Origin of the sequence: Sinorhizobium sp. 7-81 (assembly GCF_030124405.1) — a bacterium.
In the GTDB taxonomy this organism is placed as follows: Bacteria; Pseudomonadota; Alphaproteobacteria; order Rhizobiales; family Rhizobiaceae; genus Sinorhizobium; species Sinorhizobium psoraleae.
Genome location: NZ_JASKLT010000022.1, coordinates 32709 through 48857, shown reverse-complemented (window position 1 = coordinate 48857; position 16149 = coordinate 32709). Strand labels below are relative to the sequence as shown.

The 16149-nt window shown below is 55.5% G+C and carries 11 protein-coding genes and 2 pseudogenes; 12 read left to right on the top strand and 1 reads right to left on the bottom strand.

All coding sequences use genetic code 11. The annotated features are described in order from the left end of the window. Nucleotides 1–325 (top strand): TOBE domain-containing protein (locus tag QN224_RS30975; RefSeq protein ID WP_283979785.1); only part of this gene is annotated, 325 nt, incomplete at its 5' end. A 387-nt stretch (nt 326–712) separates the two neighbouring features. On the opposite strand, the gene QN224_RS30970 is transcribed toward QN224_RS30975, so the two are convergent. Then, nucleotides 713–1642, bottom strand: coding sequence for a LysR substrate-binding domain-containing protein (locus tag QN224_RS30970; RefSeq protein WP_283979784.1), 930 nt, complete (start codon nt 1640–1642; stop codon nt 713–715). Between the two features lie 97 nt (nt 1643–1739). On the opposite strand from QN224_RS30970, the gene QN224_RS30965 reads away from it, so the two are divergent. From QN224_RS30965 to QN224_RS30910, 11 genes and pseudogenes are all read left to right on the top strand, one after another. Next, on the top strand, nt 1740–2531 hold the full coding sequence (locus QN224_RS30965) for an SDR family oxidoreductase (protein ID WP_283979783.1): 792 nt from the start codon (nt 1740–1742) through the stop codon (nt 2529–2531). 12 nt (nt 2532–2543) lie between these two features. Beyond that, on the top strand, nt 2544–2846 hold the full coding sequence (locus QN224_RS30960) for a putative quinol monooxygenase (RefSeq protein ID WP_173513794.1): 303 nt from the start codon (nt 2544–2546) through the stop codon (nt 2844–2846). Between the two features lie 56 nt (nt 2847–2902). Further along, a pseudogene (locus tag QN224_RS30955) lies at nt 2903–3744 on the top strand (type 1 glutamine amidotransferase domain-containing protein). A 373-nt stretch (nt 3745–4117) separates the two neighbouring features. Next, nucleotides 4118–4387, top strand: a complete 270-nt coding sequence (locus QN224_RS30950; protein WP_283979782.1) for a hypothetical protein — start codon at nt 4118–4120, stop codon at nt 4385–4387. A 763-nt stretch (nt 4388–5150) separates the two neighbouring features. Continuing rightward, a pseudogene (locus QN224_RS33960) lies at nt 5151–6067 on the top strand (capsular polysaccharide biosynthesis protein). Nucleotides 6068–6072: 5 nt separating this feature from the next. Further along, nucleotides 6073–6843, top strand: a complete 771-nt coding sequence (locus QN224_RS30935) for an ABC transporter permease (protein WP_173513796.1) — start codon at nt 6073–6075, stop codon at nt 6841–6843. Continuing rightward, on the top strand, nt 6840–7499 hold the full coding sequence (locus QN224_RS30930) for an ABC transporter ATP-binding protein (RefSeq protein WP_173513797.1): 660 nt from the start codon (nt 6840–6842) through the stop codon (nt 7497–7499). Before QN224_RS30935 ends, QN224_RS30930 begins: the two co-directional genes overlap by 4 nt. After that, a complete protein-coding gene (locus QN224_RS30925; RefSeq protein ID WP_283979781.1) occupies nt 7500–8834 on the top strand; it encodes an RkpR, polysaccharide export protein in 1335 nt (444 codons plus the stop codon). A gap of 328 nt (nt 8835–9162) precedes the next feature. Next, on the top strand, nt 9163–10287 hold the full coding sequence (gene wecB, locus QN224_RS30920) for a non-hydrolyzing UDP-N-acetylglucosamine 2-epimerase (protein WP_173513799.1): 1125 nt from the start codon (nt 9163–9165) through the stop codon (nt 10285–10287). 12 nt (nt 10288–10299) lie between these two features. After that, a complete protein-coding gene (gene wecC, locus QN224_RS30915) occupies nt 10300–11586 on the top strand; it encodes a UDP-N-acetyl-D-mannosamine dehydrogenase (RefSeq protein WP_283979780.1) in 1287 nt (428 codons plus the stop codon). Nucleotides 11587–11590: 4 nt separating this feature from the next. Beyond that, nucleotides 11591–16090: a methyltransferase gene (locus QN224_RS30910; protein ID WP_283979779.1), complete on the top strand. Its 4500-nt coding sequence runs from the start codon at nt 11591–11593 to the stop codon at nt 16088–16090. Nucleotides 16091–16149 lie beyond the last annotated feature (59 nt).

The following is a 16149-nucleotide window of genomic DNA, read 5'->3' as shown; positions in this document are numbered from 1 at the left end:
CTTCGAGGGGGCGGTCAACAATGGGCAGTTCGTCACCGATGGCGGGGTAGCGCTTCCAATGCCTGAGGGCTATCAAGGCGCGACGGCAGCGGTCTACGGCGTCCGGCCGGAACATCTGACGATCGTCGATGAGGGTGCACCGGCTAGCGTGGTCGTGGTCGAGCCAACCGGATCGGAAACGCATGTGCTTGCAAAGCTCGGATCTTCGGACGTGAACATCGTGCTGCGCGACCGAGTCAACCTGCAGCCTGGCCACCCCATCAAGATCAATCTCGACATCAGAAGGATTCACCTGTTTACAGCTCATGGCACCCGCGCAAACTGATCGAGGTGGAACCGACGGCGCATGCCCCTGATTAATGCGGACCACGTGCGATCGACCATCAGATCGCACACGTAGGTTCTATTCGGGACGTTGCCCGTTGTTTATCCTTTGACCGGCGGATCAATGCGGTCAAAACACTCCTGCGGCCTATAGGTGCGGCGACGGCGCTGGCGGCATCAAGTTCCACGATCTGCTCGATTGAGAGAGCCCGCCCGATTGCGCTTAGTTTCCCTCGAAGCTGCTCCTCCTTGCGCGCGCCCATATAAGGCAGGAGACGGTCCGACAGTGGATGAGCAAATTGAGCGCTACCGGCGGCACACTCTTGCTGGTCTCCTTTGGGTGGCCTAGCGGTTCGAGCGCTACTGACGACTTCTGTCGGAGTCGCCATTACGCTGCGTTGGGATACCCCTTCAGGAGCGGCGATTGCTCCAGCGTCTTGATGATGTACTCAATGAAGGCTCGAACCCGATGCGGCAGTGGCCCGCCGCCGACATAGATGGCGTGGATCAATTCGAGGTCGCCTGGATTGCACTCCTCGAGCAGAGGCACGAGCCTTCCGGCGGCAATATCGGTGGCGACGTGAAACAGTCCCAGCCGGGCAATGCCGGCTCCGGCAAGCACCATCTGCTTCATCGTCTCGCCATTGTTGACGACCAAGCTTCCGGTGACCGGCTGGCCGACTTCCCGGCCCTCATACAGGAAGGGCCAAGACGGGCGTTCGCGGCGAAAGTTAAAGGTCAGACAGTCATGACGATCTAAGTCGGCCGGCGTTGCGGGTCTTCCTTTGCGCTCGAGGTAAGAGGGAGCGGCGCATACGACACGCCTGCTCTGCCCGAGCTTTCGCGCGATTAGACCGCTGTCCGGCAGGTTTCCCATGCGAATGGCCACGTCCGTCTTCTCGGCCACCAAATCGACGATACCATCAGTGAAGCTCAGATCGACGATCAAATCAGGGTTGCGCTCGATGAAAGCGGGCATGGCCGGCGCCACAAACATGGTGCCGAATGGAATCGTGGCGTTCACCCGAAGCCGGCCACGAACGGCACCACCGGACACTTCCTGATCGGCATCGTCCAGAGCCTGTATGACCTTGAGCGCGGCATGATGAAAAGCTTCGCCTTCTTCGGTCAGCGTCAGCGCGCGCGTCGTGCGCATTAGAAGGCGAGTGCCAAGCCTTGCTTCCAGACGCGCGATCAGTTTGCTGATCGCTGACGGCGTGATGTCGAGGCTGCGCGCGGCTGCCGAGAAACCGCCCTCCTGCACGACCCGCGCAAACACCTCCATCTCGCCAGACCGTTCCATGAGAATGCGCGGCACTGATGATCTCCATTCACAGGTGCATGTCCATCTGGGGCAATAGTTCCGCTGGTTCTCAGATCATAGATTGCGTTCGGACACAATCTGGAGCCACGTTATGGACTTACAACTGACCGATAAAACCGCTCTCGTCACCGGCGCCACCGGCGGCATTGGGCTCGCAATCGCCCGCGCTCTCGCCCTCGAAGGCGCAGAAGTGATTATCACCGGCCGCGACCAGCTGAAACTCGACAAAGCAATCGCCGATATCAGGACGGCCGGCGGCGAGGCTGCCACCGGCGTTCTCGCGGACGCTGCCACCGCTGAAGGCGCGGCAATCATCGCCAAGGCTGCACCGTCGGTCGATATCCTGGTCAATAATCTCGGAATTTACGAAAGCAAGGACTTCGTCGCCATCACCGATGCGGACTGGAGCCAGCTCTTCGAGGTGAACGTGATGAGCGGCGTGCGCCTTTCGCGCGCTTACCTGCCCGGCATGCTGGAGCTGAACTGGGGTCGGATCATCTTTATCGCGAGCGAGTCCGGTCTCGCCATTCCGCCTGATATGATCCACTACGCGACCACCAAGACGGCGCAACTGTCGGTCTCGCGCGGCTTGGCGCAATTGACGCGCGGCACCAACGTGACCGTCAATGCGGTGCTGCCGGGGCCGACCCGTTCGGAAGGCATCGAAGCCTTCCTGCGCAGCCAAGCGAACAATCCATCTGCTCCGATCAAAGAGATCGAGGCGGAATTCTTTGCCACTGCGCGCTCCGCTTCGATCCTGCAGCGGATGGTGGAGGCAGAGGAAGTCGCAAATCTCGTCACCTATCTCGCCAGCCCGCGCTCGTCGGCCACCAATGGCGCAGCCCTGCGCGCCGAAGGCGGCCTCGTCAACACGATCGCTTGAGAGGAGAGCTCAATGTCCAACTCCCCGCTTACAATCATTGCCATCACCACCGCCAAACCCGGCATGGAGACGGCGCTTGGGGATGCCCAGGAAAAGCTGGTCGCCGAAACACTCATGGAGGACGGCTGCCTGCGGTACGAACTGCACCAGTCTCTCGATGACGGCCGCGTTCGCATCTTCGTCGAAAACTGGAAGACGGAAGCCCAGTGGCGTGCCCACATGGAAGGCGCTGCCATGCAGCGATTTCTGGCAAGCGGCGTCGGCGACTATTTCGCGGATTTCTCGCTGCATCGGCTGGTGAAGGTCGCCGGCTGAAACAGCCATTCACTCCCATTCACAACACGATTTTTGAAGCATGCGGAGACAAGCCGATGAAACACCTGCGTCACCTCGCCATCACCCTTGCCCTCAGTTTCAGCGGCGCTAGCGCCCATGCGGCAAACGTGCTGGTGGTTCTTTCCGATTCAGACCACCTCGAGCTCAAGGATGGCAAGGTCTTCGAGACCGGCTTTTACCTCAACGAACTAATGCAGCCGGTCAAGGCGCTGCTCGATGCCGGTCACGAGATCACCTTTGCCACTCCGAAGGGCACCGCTCCGTCCGTCGACAATACGTCCATCGACAAGATGTATTTGGCGGCGACGAAGGCGCAATGAAGGCGAGCCAGGCGCTGCTCGACAAATTGCGCCTGTTGTCGAGCAGCGCATCTCCCGCTGTCAGTCTCGCGCGGGTTGAGCGGATCGGCTACGACCATTTCGATGCCGTCTATGTGCCTGGCGGCCACGCCCCGATGCAGGATCTTCTCGTCAGTCCCGAACTTGGCAAGTTGCTGAGGCATTTCCATGATCGCGGCAAAACGACCGCACTGGCCTGCCATGGCCCCATCGCGCTCATCTCGACACTGCGCGACCCGAAGGCTTTCACCACACAGCTTGAAGCCGGAGACGCGGCGAAAGCAGAGGGTAAATGGATCTATGCAGGCTACAATCTGACTGTCATCAGCAATGAGGAAGAGGATATGGCCAAGGGATTGCTCGGCGGGGGCGAGATGAAGTTCTATCCGCAGGATGCTCTCACTCAAGCCGGCGGTCGATATAGTCGGTCCGAGGTGCCCTTTAGCGCACATGTCGTCACCGATCGGGAACTGATTACGGGCCAAAATCCGGCCTCCGCTCCGGCTGTCGCCCAGGAACTACTTAAGCGTTTGAAGTGAGAGCCGACTTCTCCAGCCCAGGATGTGGCTCAACATTTGTGCGCGTCTGGCCGCGGGGCTGTCCTCAGCCCCACGTTGGCCCGCATCTCGGGAAGTCTGGCCCGTGCGGAATGCGGCGGTCAGAGGCGGAAAAGGCGAATGACCGCGCTTGATCCGCAAACTAGCCGTCCGGCGCGTCGGCGTTGGACTTCCGCGATCCACCCGGACAATGGTGCCTACGCGATGAATGGCTCGATTGAGCCCAAAGGGGTCTCTGAAATTTGCAGGCAGCTACGGCTCAAGGACAATCTCCCTTGGCAGAAGGCAATTACTGCCCAAAGGAGGCGTTAGTCTTTTCGGTGCGCTAGCCACTGGACCACGGCCGAAGATATTCTTGGCCACTGCGCCATCCTCCATGGCCCTTCCCTTCTCAGAGACCAACCATCATTCCTATCCGTGGGAACGGTTCAGCTACCTTCGCGACCTACTCAGAGGCACACACTGTGGAGCCCTGGCGGCTGTCGCGAAGAAAAATGTGATGGACGAAAGGATGTACATGGCCGATCAACAAGTTTCGGAAGGCTATCACGGCAGCGTCTCGGTAGGAACATTGAAAAACGGTGAGCAATGCGGATCGTCCCAAGCTTCTTTATCAGGTCAATGAGGTTGGGGAATGGGATAAACGAAACAAGGTATCATGCCGCGCGTCAAATCGACTCACCGGGAAACCACGTGAGGGAGCGTGATGCTCACGATCGGTCATTTTCGACCGCCCGAATCCCCTGCCCAGTCCTGATCCTCTGGAAGTATTTCTCGTTTTTACAGTTGGAAATACGAAGCTACCTGCGTCGTGCACAATGAGCTCGACGATCGGCCGCTGGCGGAGCCGAAGCGGCTTGCTCTCGCTGATGCGCTCAGGGTGGCGAGTGAGCATTTTCGAGGAAACATTTCGCGAATGCGGCGGATTTCGTCGATAGCGGTCGTTTTTATCTAGACGAATCCAATCTCACCCTCGCCGCTTTTGTTCCCCATCAGGCGCAATGCACTTCGAGATCACCGAGGAAGCACTCGCTGGCTCATAGAGCGAACCAACTCTCTCACCCGGCTCTTCGGAACAATCTGTGAAGAACGACTGGCGGAATTGGAGCGCGAAGCAGCGGTCGGCTAAGATCAGCCTTGAGGCAGGACCAAGGCGCGAACTGTTGTAGGAACGAAGCAGAGCCGGTAGACAAGTCATTTAGAAGCCTGTTTTGAGATCGCTAAGTACCGCGGCAATACGCGAATTAGGCTGACAGACAAGGGTTGAACGTGTAGGTAGCGGTGGGATTTTCTGGGTCTAGGCGCAGACGACAGTGACGTGGCAACGTACAGAAGCGGCCGAACTCGGCTTTAGCCTCATCACACCTGCCAACGTATCAGGGCAGGTGATGACTTTTGCTGTCCACGTCACGGAATGGAAAAGAGCCTTTGTCCAGCAGTACTTCCCTGGCAGATGCTTTCGTTTCCTACCGAAGAATTTGAGTGAGCGCGATTTCGAGCACGTCTGGAAACCAACAATTCTCGCCCGCGATACAAGCGAGATCTTCGTCTGGGGTCCGGAACTACCGCCCGCTCTAGCCGCGCTCGCGACGGCGCGGAGCATCCCCGTTTGGTTCATGGAGGACGGCTTTCTCCGCTCGGCGCGCCCCAGCGCCAGCCGCACTGCTCCTCTTTCGCTGACGCTCGACCGCCGAACACCATATTTCGATTGCCGGCAGCCGTCCGATCTCGAAGTTCTGCTCATGACCTATGATTTCGTAGCAGACCAATCGCTAGTGGCGCGTGCCCGCGCGGGCACCAAACTTCTACTTGAAAGCGGTATCAGCAAATATAACAACGGTCGCATACGAACGACCGAAGAAGTCTATGGTGAAAAGAGGCGCTTGGTTGGGTTCGCCCTTCTATTCCGGTTGGGTCCTGGCGGACGACCGGCAACCGAACACGCGCCGCGGCCGGGGGCTCAGCCTGGAGGCACTTTTCGCGGGCGCCTATCTCCTCTATCCTCGCTACGTCGATCCCGAAACCGGAGAGCAAACGTCATTCGAAGCGACTGTTGCAGCAACACGAAGGCAAATCGAGGAGCCGGAGGCGACGTCTCCTGGAGGGCCGGGGTGGCGCGCGTGGGGCCTCTACGGCATTCTCGGCTGGCGCCACCTCCTGACCGCCGCCTTGGTGCCGGGCCATCCAGCGCGGTGGCAATGACCGCGATGTCGAAGATTTCAGGGCAGACCCAATCCAGTTCTTCCGCGGCCTTTCAGACCGGCGGCTCAGGGCCATCGGCCGCCTTCTCTATCCGTTCGGGTGACTGATGTGAGCTACCTTTCCACGCATTTTCGTGTCGTCGGCGCCCTGCTGGTCAGAGAGATGTCCACGCGGTTCGGCTCGAAACCCGGCGGTTATGTCTGGGCGCTGCTCGACCCCGCCGCCCACATTCTCCTTATGACCTTGGTCTTCCAGGCGATCGCCCGCGCCCCGGCGCTCGGGACGAGCTTCGCCCTGTTTTTCGCGACAGGCTATATCGCTTTCCAGTTCTATCAGGCTATGACCAGCTATCTGAACAGCGCAGTCAGGGCCAACAAGGCGCTGCTCAGCTACCCCAATGTCGCGCCGATCGATACGGTCGTCGCACGCTTTGTACTCCAAGTGGGCACGACGACGCTCGTGGGCTTCATCGTTCTCGGCACGATCGTCGCGACCATGCGGGGGGAGACAAGCCTACATTGGCCGGCGATCTTTGAAGCGGTGGCGCTGGCGTGCCTTTGCGGGCTCGGCGTGGCAATGGTCAACAGCGTGCTGTTCTTGAAATATCCGCTCTACGAACAGATCTTCAACATCGTCAACCGTCCGCTGTTCATGATATCCGGGGTATTCTTCCTGCCTGATTCGATCCCCGCTCCCTATAAGGACCTCGTGCTGCTCAACCCCTTGGTTCACATCATCATGGGCTTCCGGCAGGGCTTCTATCCGGAGTACAGGGCAATCGGCCTTGATATGGAATACCTCTATGGATTCGCATTTCTGACATTGTTTGCCGGAATGCTTGTCTTCACGCTTTCCAAAAAGGCACTGAGAAACGAATGATCCGGTTCGAACAGGCGACAAAATATGCCCGGACCAAGGGCATCAAGAAGCCGATCATCGAGGACGCTTCTCTCACACTCAATCGGGGAAAGAGCGTCGGCCTGCTCGGTCGCAACGGCGCCGGCAAATCGACGCTCTTGAGACTGATTGCTGGCGCGATCAAGCTCGACAAGGGCCGAATCATCCGGCGCGGCAAGATTTCCTGGCCGCTCGGCTTTGCGGGCAGCTTCCAGAGCTCGATGACCGGCGAACAGAATGTGCGCTTCGTCGCCCGCATCTACGGAGTAGATACCGAGCAACTGATCGACTATGTCGAGGATTTCGCCGAGCTCGGCCCGTTCTTCAAGGCCCCTGTGGGCACCTATTCCTCGGGCATGAAAGCGCGGCTTGCCTTCGGCTTGAGCATGGGCGTCAATTTCGACTATTATCTCGTCGACGAAATCACTGCCGTTGGTGACTCAAATTTTAAGAAAAAATGTCAGGCTGTCTTCGAGACCAGGCTCCAGGATTCCGATGTGATTATGGTGTCGCACAGCACCGGGACGATCCGCGCCTATTGCGACTGCGGCGTCGTGCTGGAAAAAGGCAAGCTGAGCTATTATGACAATGTCGAAGACGCGATCCGCGTGCACGACAGAAATATGGAAGGGAATTAAATGGCGGTCAGCAACGACGCGGCGATGAACAGGCCAAAAACCGCGCACGCCGACGAGAATACCCCGACCGCCAAAGGCGATACGAAAAGCAAGGGTATCGCCATTCTTGAGGGGCTATTGGGGCGCGAGAGCGCACCTGTCATTCCTCTTCCTGAGCGGCACAAGAAGACTGAACCTGCCACGAAGTCGGATTGGAAGACCCGCTGGCTCAAGAACCTGCGCTGGCGTCACGCCATCATCAGCGCCTCTTTCGTCGGGCTGGTCGCCGTGCCCGCAACGCTCGCTTCACTCTACATGGCCTTCATCGCCGCCGACCAGTATCATAGCTCGACGTCCTTCGCCGTGCGTAGCATCGAGGGCGGCGTTTCAAGCGACATTCTGGGCATGTTCACCCAGGCCTCCGGAGGCAGCACCGTCTCGGACAGCTACATTCTCATGGATTACATCCTGAGCGAACGGATGGTGGCCGCCGCCGATCGGAAGTTCAAGCTCGAGGATGTTTATGCCACCCGTGGGCTCGACTATTTCTATGGCATCGGCTCCAACCTGCCGATCGAGAATAAGCTCGCCTATTGGCGCGACATGGTGAACGTCAACTTCGACCACGCTTCCAGCATCATGGAGGTGACCGTCAAGGCATTCGACCCGCGCCGTGCTCAGGAGATCGCTCAGTTCATCGTCGATCAGAGCGATAATCTCGTGAACAGTCTCTCGCTTTCGGCGCGCAACGACGTGCTACGCGCCGCGCAGGACGAGGTGTTGGCGGGAGAGGCGCGGCTTTCAAAGGCGCGCGTGGCGCTTCGTGAGTATCGCGACAAATCACAAGAAATCAGCCCGGAAGAAGGAGCAAAGCTCGCGATTCAGCTCATCGGCTCGCTGGAACAGCAATTAACCCAGCTCCACGCCGATCTTGCCACGGCGAAAAGCCAGATGAGCGAGGACACGCCGCGAATTCGCGTGCTGAAAACCCGCATAGAAAGCCTTGAGCAGCAGCTTGCCGTCGAACGCCAGAGACTGGGGACGGGTGAAAGGACATCTGCAACAGAGGATCGCAACTCCCCGGACGTCGCGGGCCGCATCGCTCAGTTCGAAGAACTGGAGACCGAGCGCGAATTCGCCGAGCGTGCTTACACGGCCGCTCTTGCCTCTCTTGAGAAGGCACGTATCGAGGCAAACAACCGTCAGCGCTATCTCGCACTTTTCATCGAGCCGACGCTATCAGAGTTGGCGCAATATCCCACGCGACTGGTGAATGCACTGCTCGTGATCCTCGGGCTGCTCTTTGCTTGGGGGATCGGCGTGATGAGCTATTACAACGTCAGAGATCGGGCATAACGACCAGTCGCTGGCGCTAGGCTTCTCCAAGAGCAGTAGTTGTGTCCGAGTGTTAAGACGCACTGCAGACGTGTCAAGGCCGCGTCCGCGCTTAATCGGAGCGTCCTGTCTTGCAAACACGCGAGAGTTGCGATGCTGTGCGCAGACTATTTCACGGCCTCGTTGGGTGAAACGGCGGCACATCTTGGACCGAGAAGCTTTAATTTTCCGTGTCTCTGCGCCACTAGCTGTTGCTCACGCTAATCCATTTGGATACTGATGCGCCCGACGCGCTTTCTCTCATGGGTATCATCGAGTTAAGCAACGAAGTGATTGCGAGATAACCGGCATGAAAATTTTGACAGTTTTTGGAACTCGGCCCGAAGCCATCAAAATGGCTCCTTTGGTTAGAGTGCTGAGGGAACAGCACACGATAGACGCTCGGGTCTGCGTGACCGCTCAACACCGCCAAATGCTCGACCAAGTTTTAGAACTGTTCGAGATCGAGCCAAACTATGATCTGGATATCATGAAGCCTGGTCAAACCCTTTCAGGGATCACTAGCGAGATTCTGGTGCGCATTGAGCCAATTCTAAAGGGTTTTTCACCGGATGTGGTACTGGTCCACGGGGACACATCCACAACACTGGCTACCACATTGGCCTCTTACTACCACCAAATTCCAGTAGGCCATGTGGAAGCGGGGCTGCGGACAGGAAATATCTATTCCCCCTGGCCGGAGGAAGCTAATAGGAAGTTGACGGGCGCGTTGACGAAACTTCACTTTGCTCCGACGGAAGAATCGCGTTTGAACCTACTAAGAGAAGGTGTTTCAAGCGATGAAATACACGTTACCGGCAATACGGTCATTGACGCACTACTTCAGGTTCAACGCAGGCTGGAGACCGACGCGCGACTGGCGTCCGATCTAGCAGAGCGCTTCTCCTTTCTACGCGGCCGCCGACTCGTACTGATCACCGGCCATCGTCGAGAGAATTTCGGAGGCGGCTTCGAACGCATCTGTTCTGCTATACAGCAACTAAGCAAAGAATTCCCTTCTGACGACTTTGTATACCCCGTGCACCTCAATCCAAATGTTCGTGAGCCAGTGGGGCGCATCCTAAACGGGCTTCCAAATGTTCACTTAATCGAACCTCTGGAATATCTGCCATTTGTGTACCTGATGACGCGAGCGCATATCATCCTCACAGACTCCGGGGGTATTCAGGAGGAGGCGCCTTCCCTGGGCAAGCCGGTCCTCGTCATGCGCGAAACGACCGAGCGTCCGGAAGCAGTGAAGGCGGGTACGGTAAAGCTTGTAGGAACCGATGCGGCTCAAATCGCGGCCGGCGTGGGTCAGTTGATGAACGATAAATCGGCCTACGATCAGATGGCGTTTGCTCACAATCCTTATGGCGATGGGCAAGCCTGCTTTCGCATACTGTCTGCGATTCAGGACGCGTTCTGTAAGTAAAGAGGGAATATAATGCCGCAGCACTTCATCAATAAAACTATATCCATTATCGGCCTCGGCTACATTGGATTACCATCGGCCGCCGCATTTGCCGCACGAGGCGTTAAGGTAATTGGCGTAGACGTTAATCAAGAAACCGTCGACATAATTAACCAAGGGAAAATCCACATTGTCGAGCCGGAGTTGGATATGGTGGTGCATGCCGCCGTCACCGAAGGCTATCTACGGGCAACAACAATCCCCGAACCCGCGGAGGCTTTCCTTCTTGCCGTTCCAACACCGTTTCGGGATGGTCACGAACCGGATCTAAGCTTCATCGAAGCCGCTTCCAAAGCCATCGCCCCTGTCTTGAAAAAGGGGGATCTTGTAATTTTGGAATCAACTTCTCCAGTTGGCACAACTGAACAGATGGCCGCTTGGCTGGCTGAGGAGCGGCCCGATCTGAGTTTCCCGCAAGACAGGGGTGAGGAGTCAGATATACGTATTGCCCATTGCCCCGAAAGAGTCCTGCCCGGCCATGTCCTCCGCGAGCTTGTTGAGAATGACCGGGTAATTGGCGGCCTTACAGGAAAATGCTCCGAAGCCGCGGTAGCACTCTATAAAGTATTCGTACAAGGCGAATGCATCGTGACCGACGCGCGCACTGCGGAAATGTGCAAGCTGACGGAAAACGCGTCGCGCGACGTGTCGATCGCGTTTGCTAACGAGCTGTCTCTAATTTGCGACAAGTTGGACATTGACGTCTGGGAGCTAATCAAGCTCGCAAACCGACATCCGCGCGTAAACATACTGCAACCGGGACCCGGTGTCGGCGGTCATTGCATCGCGGTGGATCCGTGGTTCATTGTCAACAAGTCACCCGAGGAATCTCGGCTGATCCGAACCGCCAGATTGGTAAACGATAGCAAACCCCATTGGGTTGAAGCAAAAGTCCATACTGCGGTGGCTGCCGCGGTCGCCAAGGACGGATGTCACCCCAGTTCGGTCAAAATCGCGTGCATGGGCCTGTCGTTCAAGCCAGATATCGACGATCTCCGTGAAAGTCCCGCACTCGAAATCGCGCTTCGCTTGGCCGATAAGTATCCTGAGCAGATATACGTAGTTGAACCCAATATCGACGCCCTACCGGCGGATCTTGCCAAGCGCGGCGCGCGGCTTTCGACCCAAGCTGAAGCTCTCGAAATTGCGGACGTCGTTATAATGCTTGTTGACCACAAGGAATTCAAGGAGCGCGTACCAGTGCTGCGGGATGGTGCGTTGTTGGTTGACACTCGAGGAATCTGGAGGGTCTGGAGGTAACCGCATGTCCATAAAGGATCTCACCCATGATCGGGTGTGGGAAGCATACTACGGAGAGCTTGGGCGCAATTTCATGCGCAGCACGCAAAAACGAATCCATTGGATCTGTAGTATGGTCGAGGGAAAAAGGATCCTTGATATCGGTTGCAGTTCCGGAATTGTACCCATCCTTCTTGGGCGAGAAGGAAGGGAGGCGGTGGGCATCGACAGCTCTAAAAAGGTGATCGAACAAGCTCGAGAACACCTCTCAAACGAATCAGAAACAACGCGGGAGAGGGTCAAGTTTGTTGAAGCTGATTTTCTCACCGTCGATCCGAAAAAACATCAACCTTTCGATACGGTTGTGATTTCAGAGGTCCTTGAGCATTTAGTTCGACCGCAGGACATGCTTGATGCCGCGGCAAAGTTCCTCAAACCAAACGGTCACATTATTGTCACGGTGCCGTTCGGGATAAATGACTTTATCGATCACAAGCGCACGTTTTATCTCACCGAAATATACGATCTTTTAACGCGCAATTTCAACGTTATTGCGTTGGAGTTTCTTGGAACTTGGATCGGACTGGTTGCAGTCAAACCGGAAAATAGGCCGCTTCAGAACGGCCGAAATTCCGTTCCAAGCGAGGAGGTACAGCAACTTGAACAGTCGTTCTTTCTTGTGGAGCGGGCTATTCGCGACGAGTTGGCCGGCAAGAAAGATGAAGTGTCGCGCTCAGAAGATATGTTAAAGAAGACCACGGAGGCAATGAAAATTGTCGCCGCCGAAAAGCTGAAGCTCGAAGAGAACATCAAGAAGAAAGAAGGACGAGAACGGGAGCTTTTGTCCGAACGGGAGAAGTTGACGGACCAGCTTGCGTTTTTCTCAGCCGAAAGGCTCAGACTTGAAGAGAGCGTCAAGAAGAAAGAAGGGCGGGAAAGAGAGCTTTTGTCCGAGCGGGAGCAACTGGCGAACGAGCTTGCGCAACTTCAAAGCACCATTGCCGAAAATAAATCAGACAAGGAGAGGATGGGAAAGCTGGAGGCCGACCTGCGGCGGTCTGAGCAATTGTTGACCCGTTCAGAACAGCAAAGATTGGCTGCAGAGACGCGTGCCACCAACACCAAAAACACGCTGTCGTATCAACTTGGCGCAGCCCTAATACGCGCGACAAACTCGTGGTCTGGTTTCGTGGAGTTTCCCAAAGAGGCGTTGCGTATTCACAAAGAGGGGAAACGTCGTCGTGCGGCCAAACTGAAAGATCTGGAGACCGGGATTAAAAAAAAAGAACGGGTTCTAGATAGCGCGTTAGCGACGCCTCCCTGTAAGCTAAATGTCGACAGCAAGCGCAGGTTGCGTGTAGCCGGGATTATGGATGAATTTACTGTCCATTCCTACGAGCCCGAATGCACGCTCCTGCAGCTTCATCCGCAAAACTGGCGGCAACAGCTTACAGAATTTAATGCCGATTTGCTCTTCATCGAGTCCGCTTGGAAGGGTCTGGATAGTCTTTGGCAGGGGAAGATCAGTAACGCTGACCCTGAGGTGTTGGAGCTTATTGACTGGTGCAGACAAAGAAAAATACCATCCCTCTTCTGGAACAAAGAGGATCCGGTTCACTTCAGTACTTTTGTGTTTATCGCAAAATGCGTTGACTATGTCTTCACAACGGATATTGACTGCGTTCCAAAATATAAAGAGGCTGTCGGCCATGAACGAGTGTATTTGCTCCCGTTCGCGGCACAGCCGCGGATTCACAACCCAATAGAATTATACGATCGTAAAGACGCTTTTAATTTCGCCGGCTCCTACTACTTAAGATATCCCGAGCGGCAACGCGATTTCGCAGCCCTGATTGATGCTGTCGGGTCGCTGCGCCCTGTCGAAATCTATGACAGAAACTTCGACAATCCGCATCCACATTATACATTCCCTGAGCAATACGCCCCAATGATATTGGGAAAGTTGCCTTTTGCCGAGATTGATAAGGCCTATAAAGGCTATCGATACGGCATCAATATGAACACCATCAAGCAGTCGCAAACCATGTTTGCCCGGCGTGTTTTCGAACTGCTGGCATCAAATACCGTCGTTGCGTCCAATTTTTCTCGCGGCGTGAGGCTATTATTCGGTGATCTGGTGATTTCGTCGGATAATGCCGCCGAACTACATCGACGTCTCGGGGCGATCTGCGAAGATGAAGTTGGATACCGCAAGTTCCGCTTGCTCGGCCTGCGCAAGGTCATGACTGAGCATACTTATGCCGACCGGTTGTTCTATATTCGGTCAAAGCTAAGCGGAGACATGCAATCGTCGGCTCGGCCACTGATTGTTCTGTTCTCAGTTGCTGAGACACCAGATGAGTATGCATCGGTGGTGCAAAGCTTCAGCCGACAGCGATATCCCAATAAGCGTTTGGTCGTATTGAAGCGCTATCCCGGCAGTGCACTGAACCACGTAGAAGGCATTGTCGAATGCACGAACGAAGCAGCATGTATCGAGCACATTCCAGCCACGAACAGCGATGCTCTTGTTGGATTCTTTCATCCTGAAGATTATTACGGCACTGAATACCTAACAGACCTGCAGCTAGCTCAAAGATATTCTCCGGCGAAGGCGTTTGGAAAAGTAAGTCACTATCAAGCGGAAAATGGCGGCCTTACCTTTCACGAAGACGGGCGCCAGTATCGCACGACAGACAGATTGTTTGTTCGGTCTGCGCTAGTTCGAGCATCCACCATCACTGAGGATTGGATTGGTTCAGCGATTACTGATCCAGGTGGCGCGACTGTTCGGCTTCAGGAAATGCTAGCGACTGATGAATTCCATTACATTGAAGGTGGCGCTCGCTTACCCGAATCCATCAGGTCAGACGTTGAAGACCTGACGATTGCCGACAAAGGCGCTTCGTTAGCGGATCAAATAATGCCAATCGCGGAGAATCCGTCGGTGGCCGGCAGTTCAACTTCACAAAAACCTAACGAGCTGCCGCAGCTAGGCGCTGCGCAACTCAATGGCATGCTTAAGGCAACAAGTGGGGTAGACTTGCGAATGGAGGGCGGCAAACTCCAATTGCGCTCCAAGCTCGCAAATGACAAACACATCTATCTTTACTGCCAGCGAGAGTTTGACAGGCACGAACTGAACCTAGTGCTGAACAGCCAGTTTGAACTGGTTTGCGGGGGTGATCTGGACTTGAGGACCGTTTTCGAGTTTAGGGACGGAGATGGCGCAAAGATTTCACACCAGATAAATAAGGCGGGCGGTCGCCATTCACTCGCTATTCCAGAGAATTGTACGACAGTTCGATTTGGCTTCCGGGTGCAGGGAGCGGGTGAGGCAAAGATCGAGGCCGTAGTGCTCGGGAACCAGATAGAACGGCCTGCAGCACTTGCCGTTCGCTCGCCGTACCTAGTCCTCTCCAAGCAGTACCCTGCCTATGACGACCTATATCGCTATGGCTTCCTCCACAGTCGCCTTCGTGCCTACAAAAAAGAAGGGCTCGTTTCTGACGTATTTCGCATCAGCAAAGATGCCTTCGGCTATCGCGAGTTCGAAGGCATCGACGTCGCGACGGGAGACGCAGAACTGCTTCGATCCACTTTGCAGGCAGGGCAGGTCAGGCATGTGTTGGTACACTTGCTAGACGAAAATATGTGGAGTGTTCTGAGAGACTACCTTCATACCATCAAAATTACCATTTGGATCCACGGAGCCGAGATTCAAGTGTGGCAGCGACGGGCCTTCAATTTTGAGGGCATGGAGGAGCAAGAAATCACCCGCCAGAAACGATTAAGCGACAAGCGCAAGGTGCTCTGGCGGAAGGTATTCTCCGACTCAAATGACAATGTGAACTTTGTATTTGTTTCAGAGTACTTGCTGAAAGAAGCTCAGAAGGATATAGGAGTCAGACTAGATAAATCGAGTCATGTTGTACACAATTTTATAGACTCGAACATATTTAGATATGACGAGAAAAACGAAGATAAAAGAGGTAAGATTCTGTCCATAAGGCCGTATGCGAACAGGGTATACGCCAATGATCTGACTGTATCTGCCATACTCGAGCTTTCGAAGCGAGATATATTCAAAGACCTTACATTCTGCCTTTACGGAGATGGGGAGTTATTTGAGGAGACGACGGCTCCGCTAAGAGCCTTTGAAAACGTACGAATAGAGCGCCGCTTCTTGCCTCAGCCAGAGATTGCGGAGATTCACAAGGGTTTTGGTGTTCTCTTGTCGCCTACGCGCATGGATAGTCAGGGCGTTTCACGCGACGAAGCAATGTCTTCAGGCTTGGTGCCAATCACAACTGATGTGGCATGCATCCCAGAGTTCGTTGATGAAAGTTGCGGGATCGTGGTACCAGCGGAGGACTATGTCGCAATGGCCGATGCTGTCGAGCGTCTGTACTCCAATCCCGCCGAATTCACCAAGCTCTCCGAGGCGGCTTCGCTGCGCGTTCGATCCCAATCGGGTTATGAGATGACTGTGAAGCGTGAGATTGCGCTGATACAGAGAGATTAATGCTCTCTGCTCTTTGAGTACACGCTTCGCCCCAGGCTCGTACGGGCACCTCTAGGCGG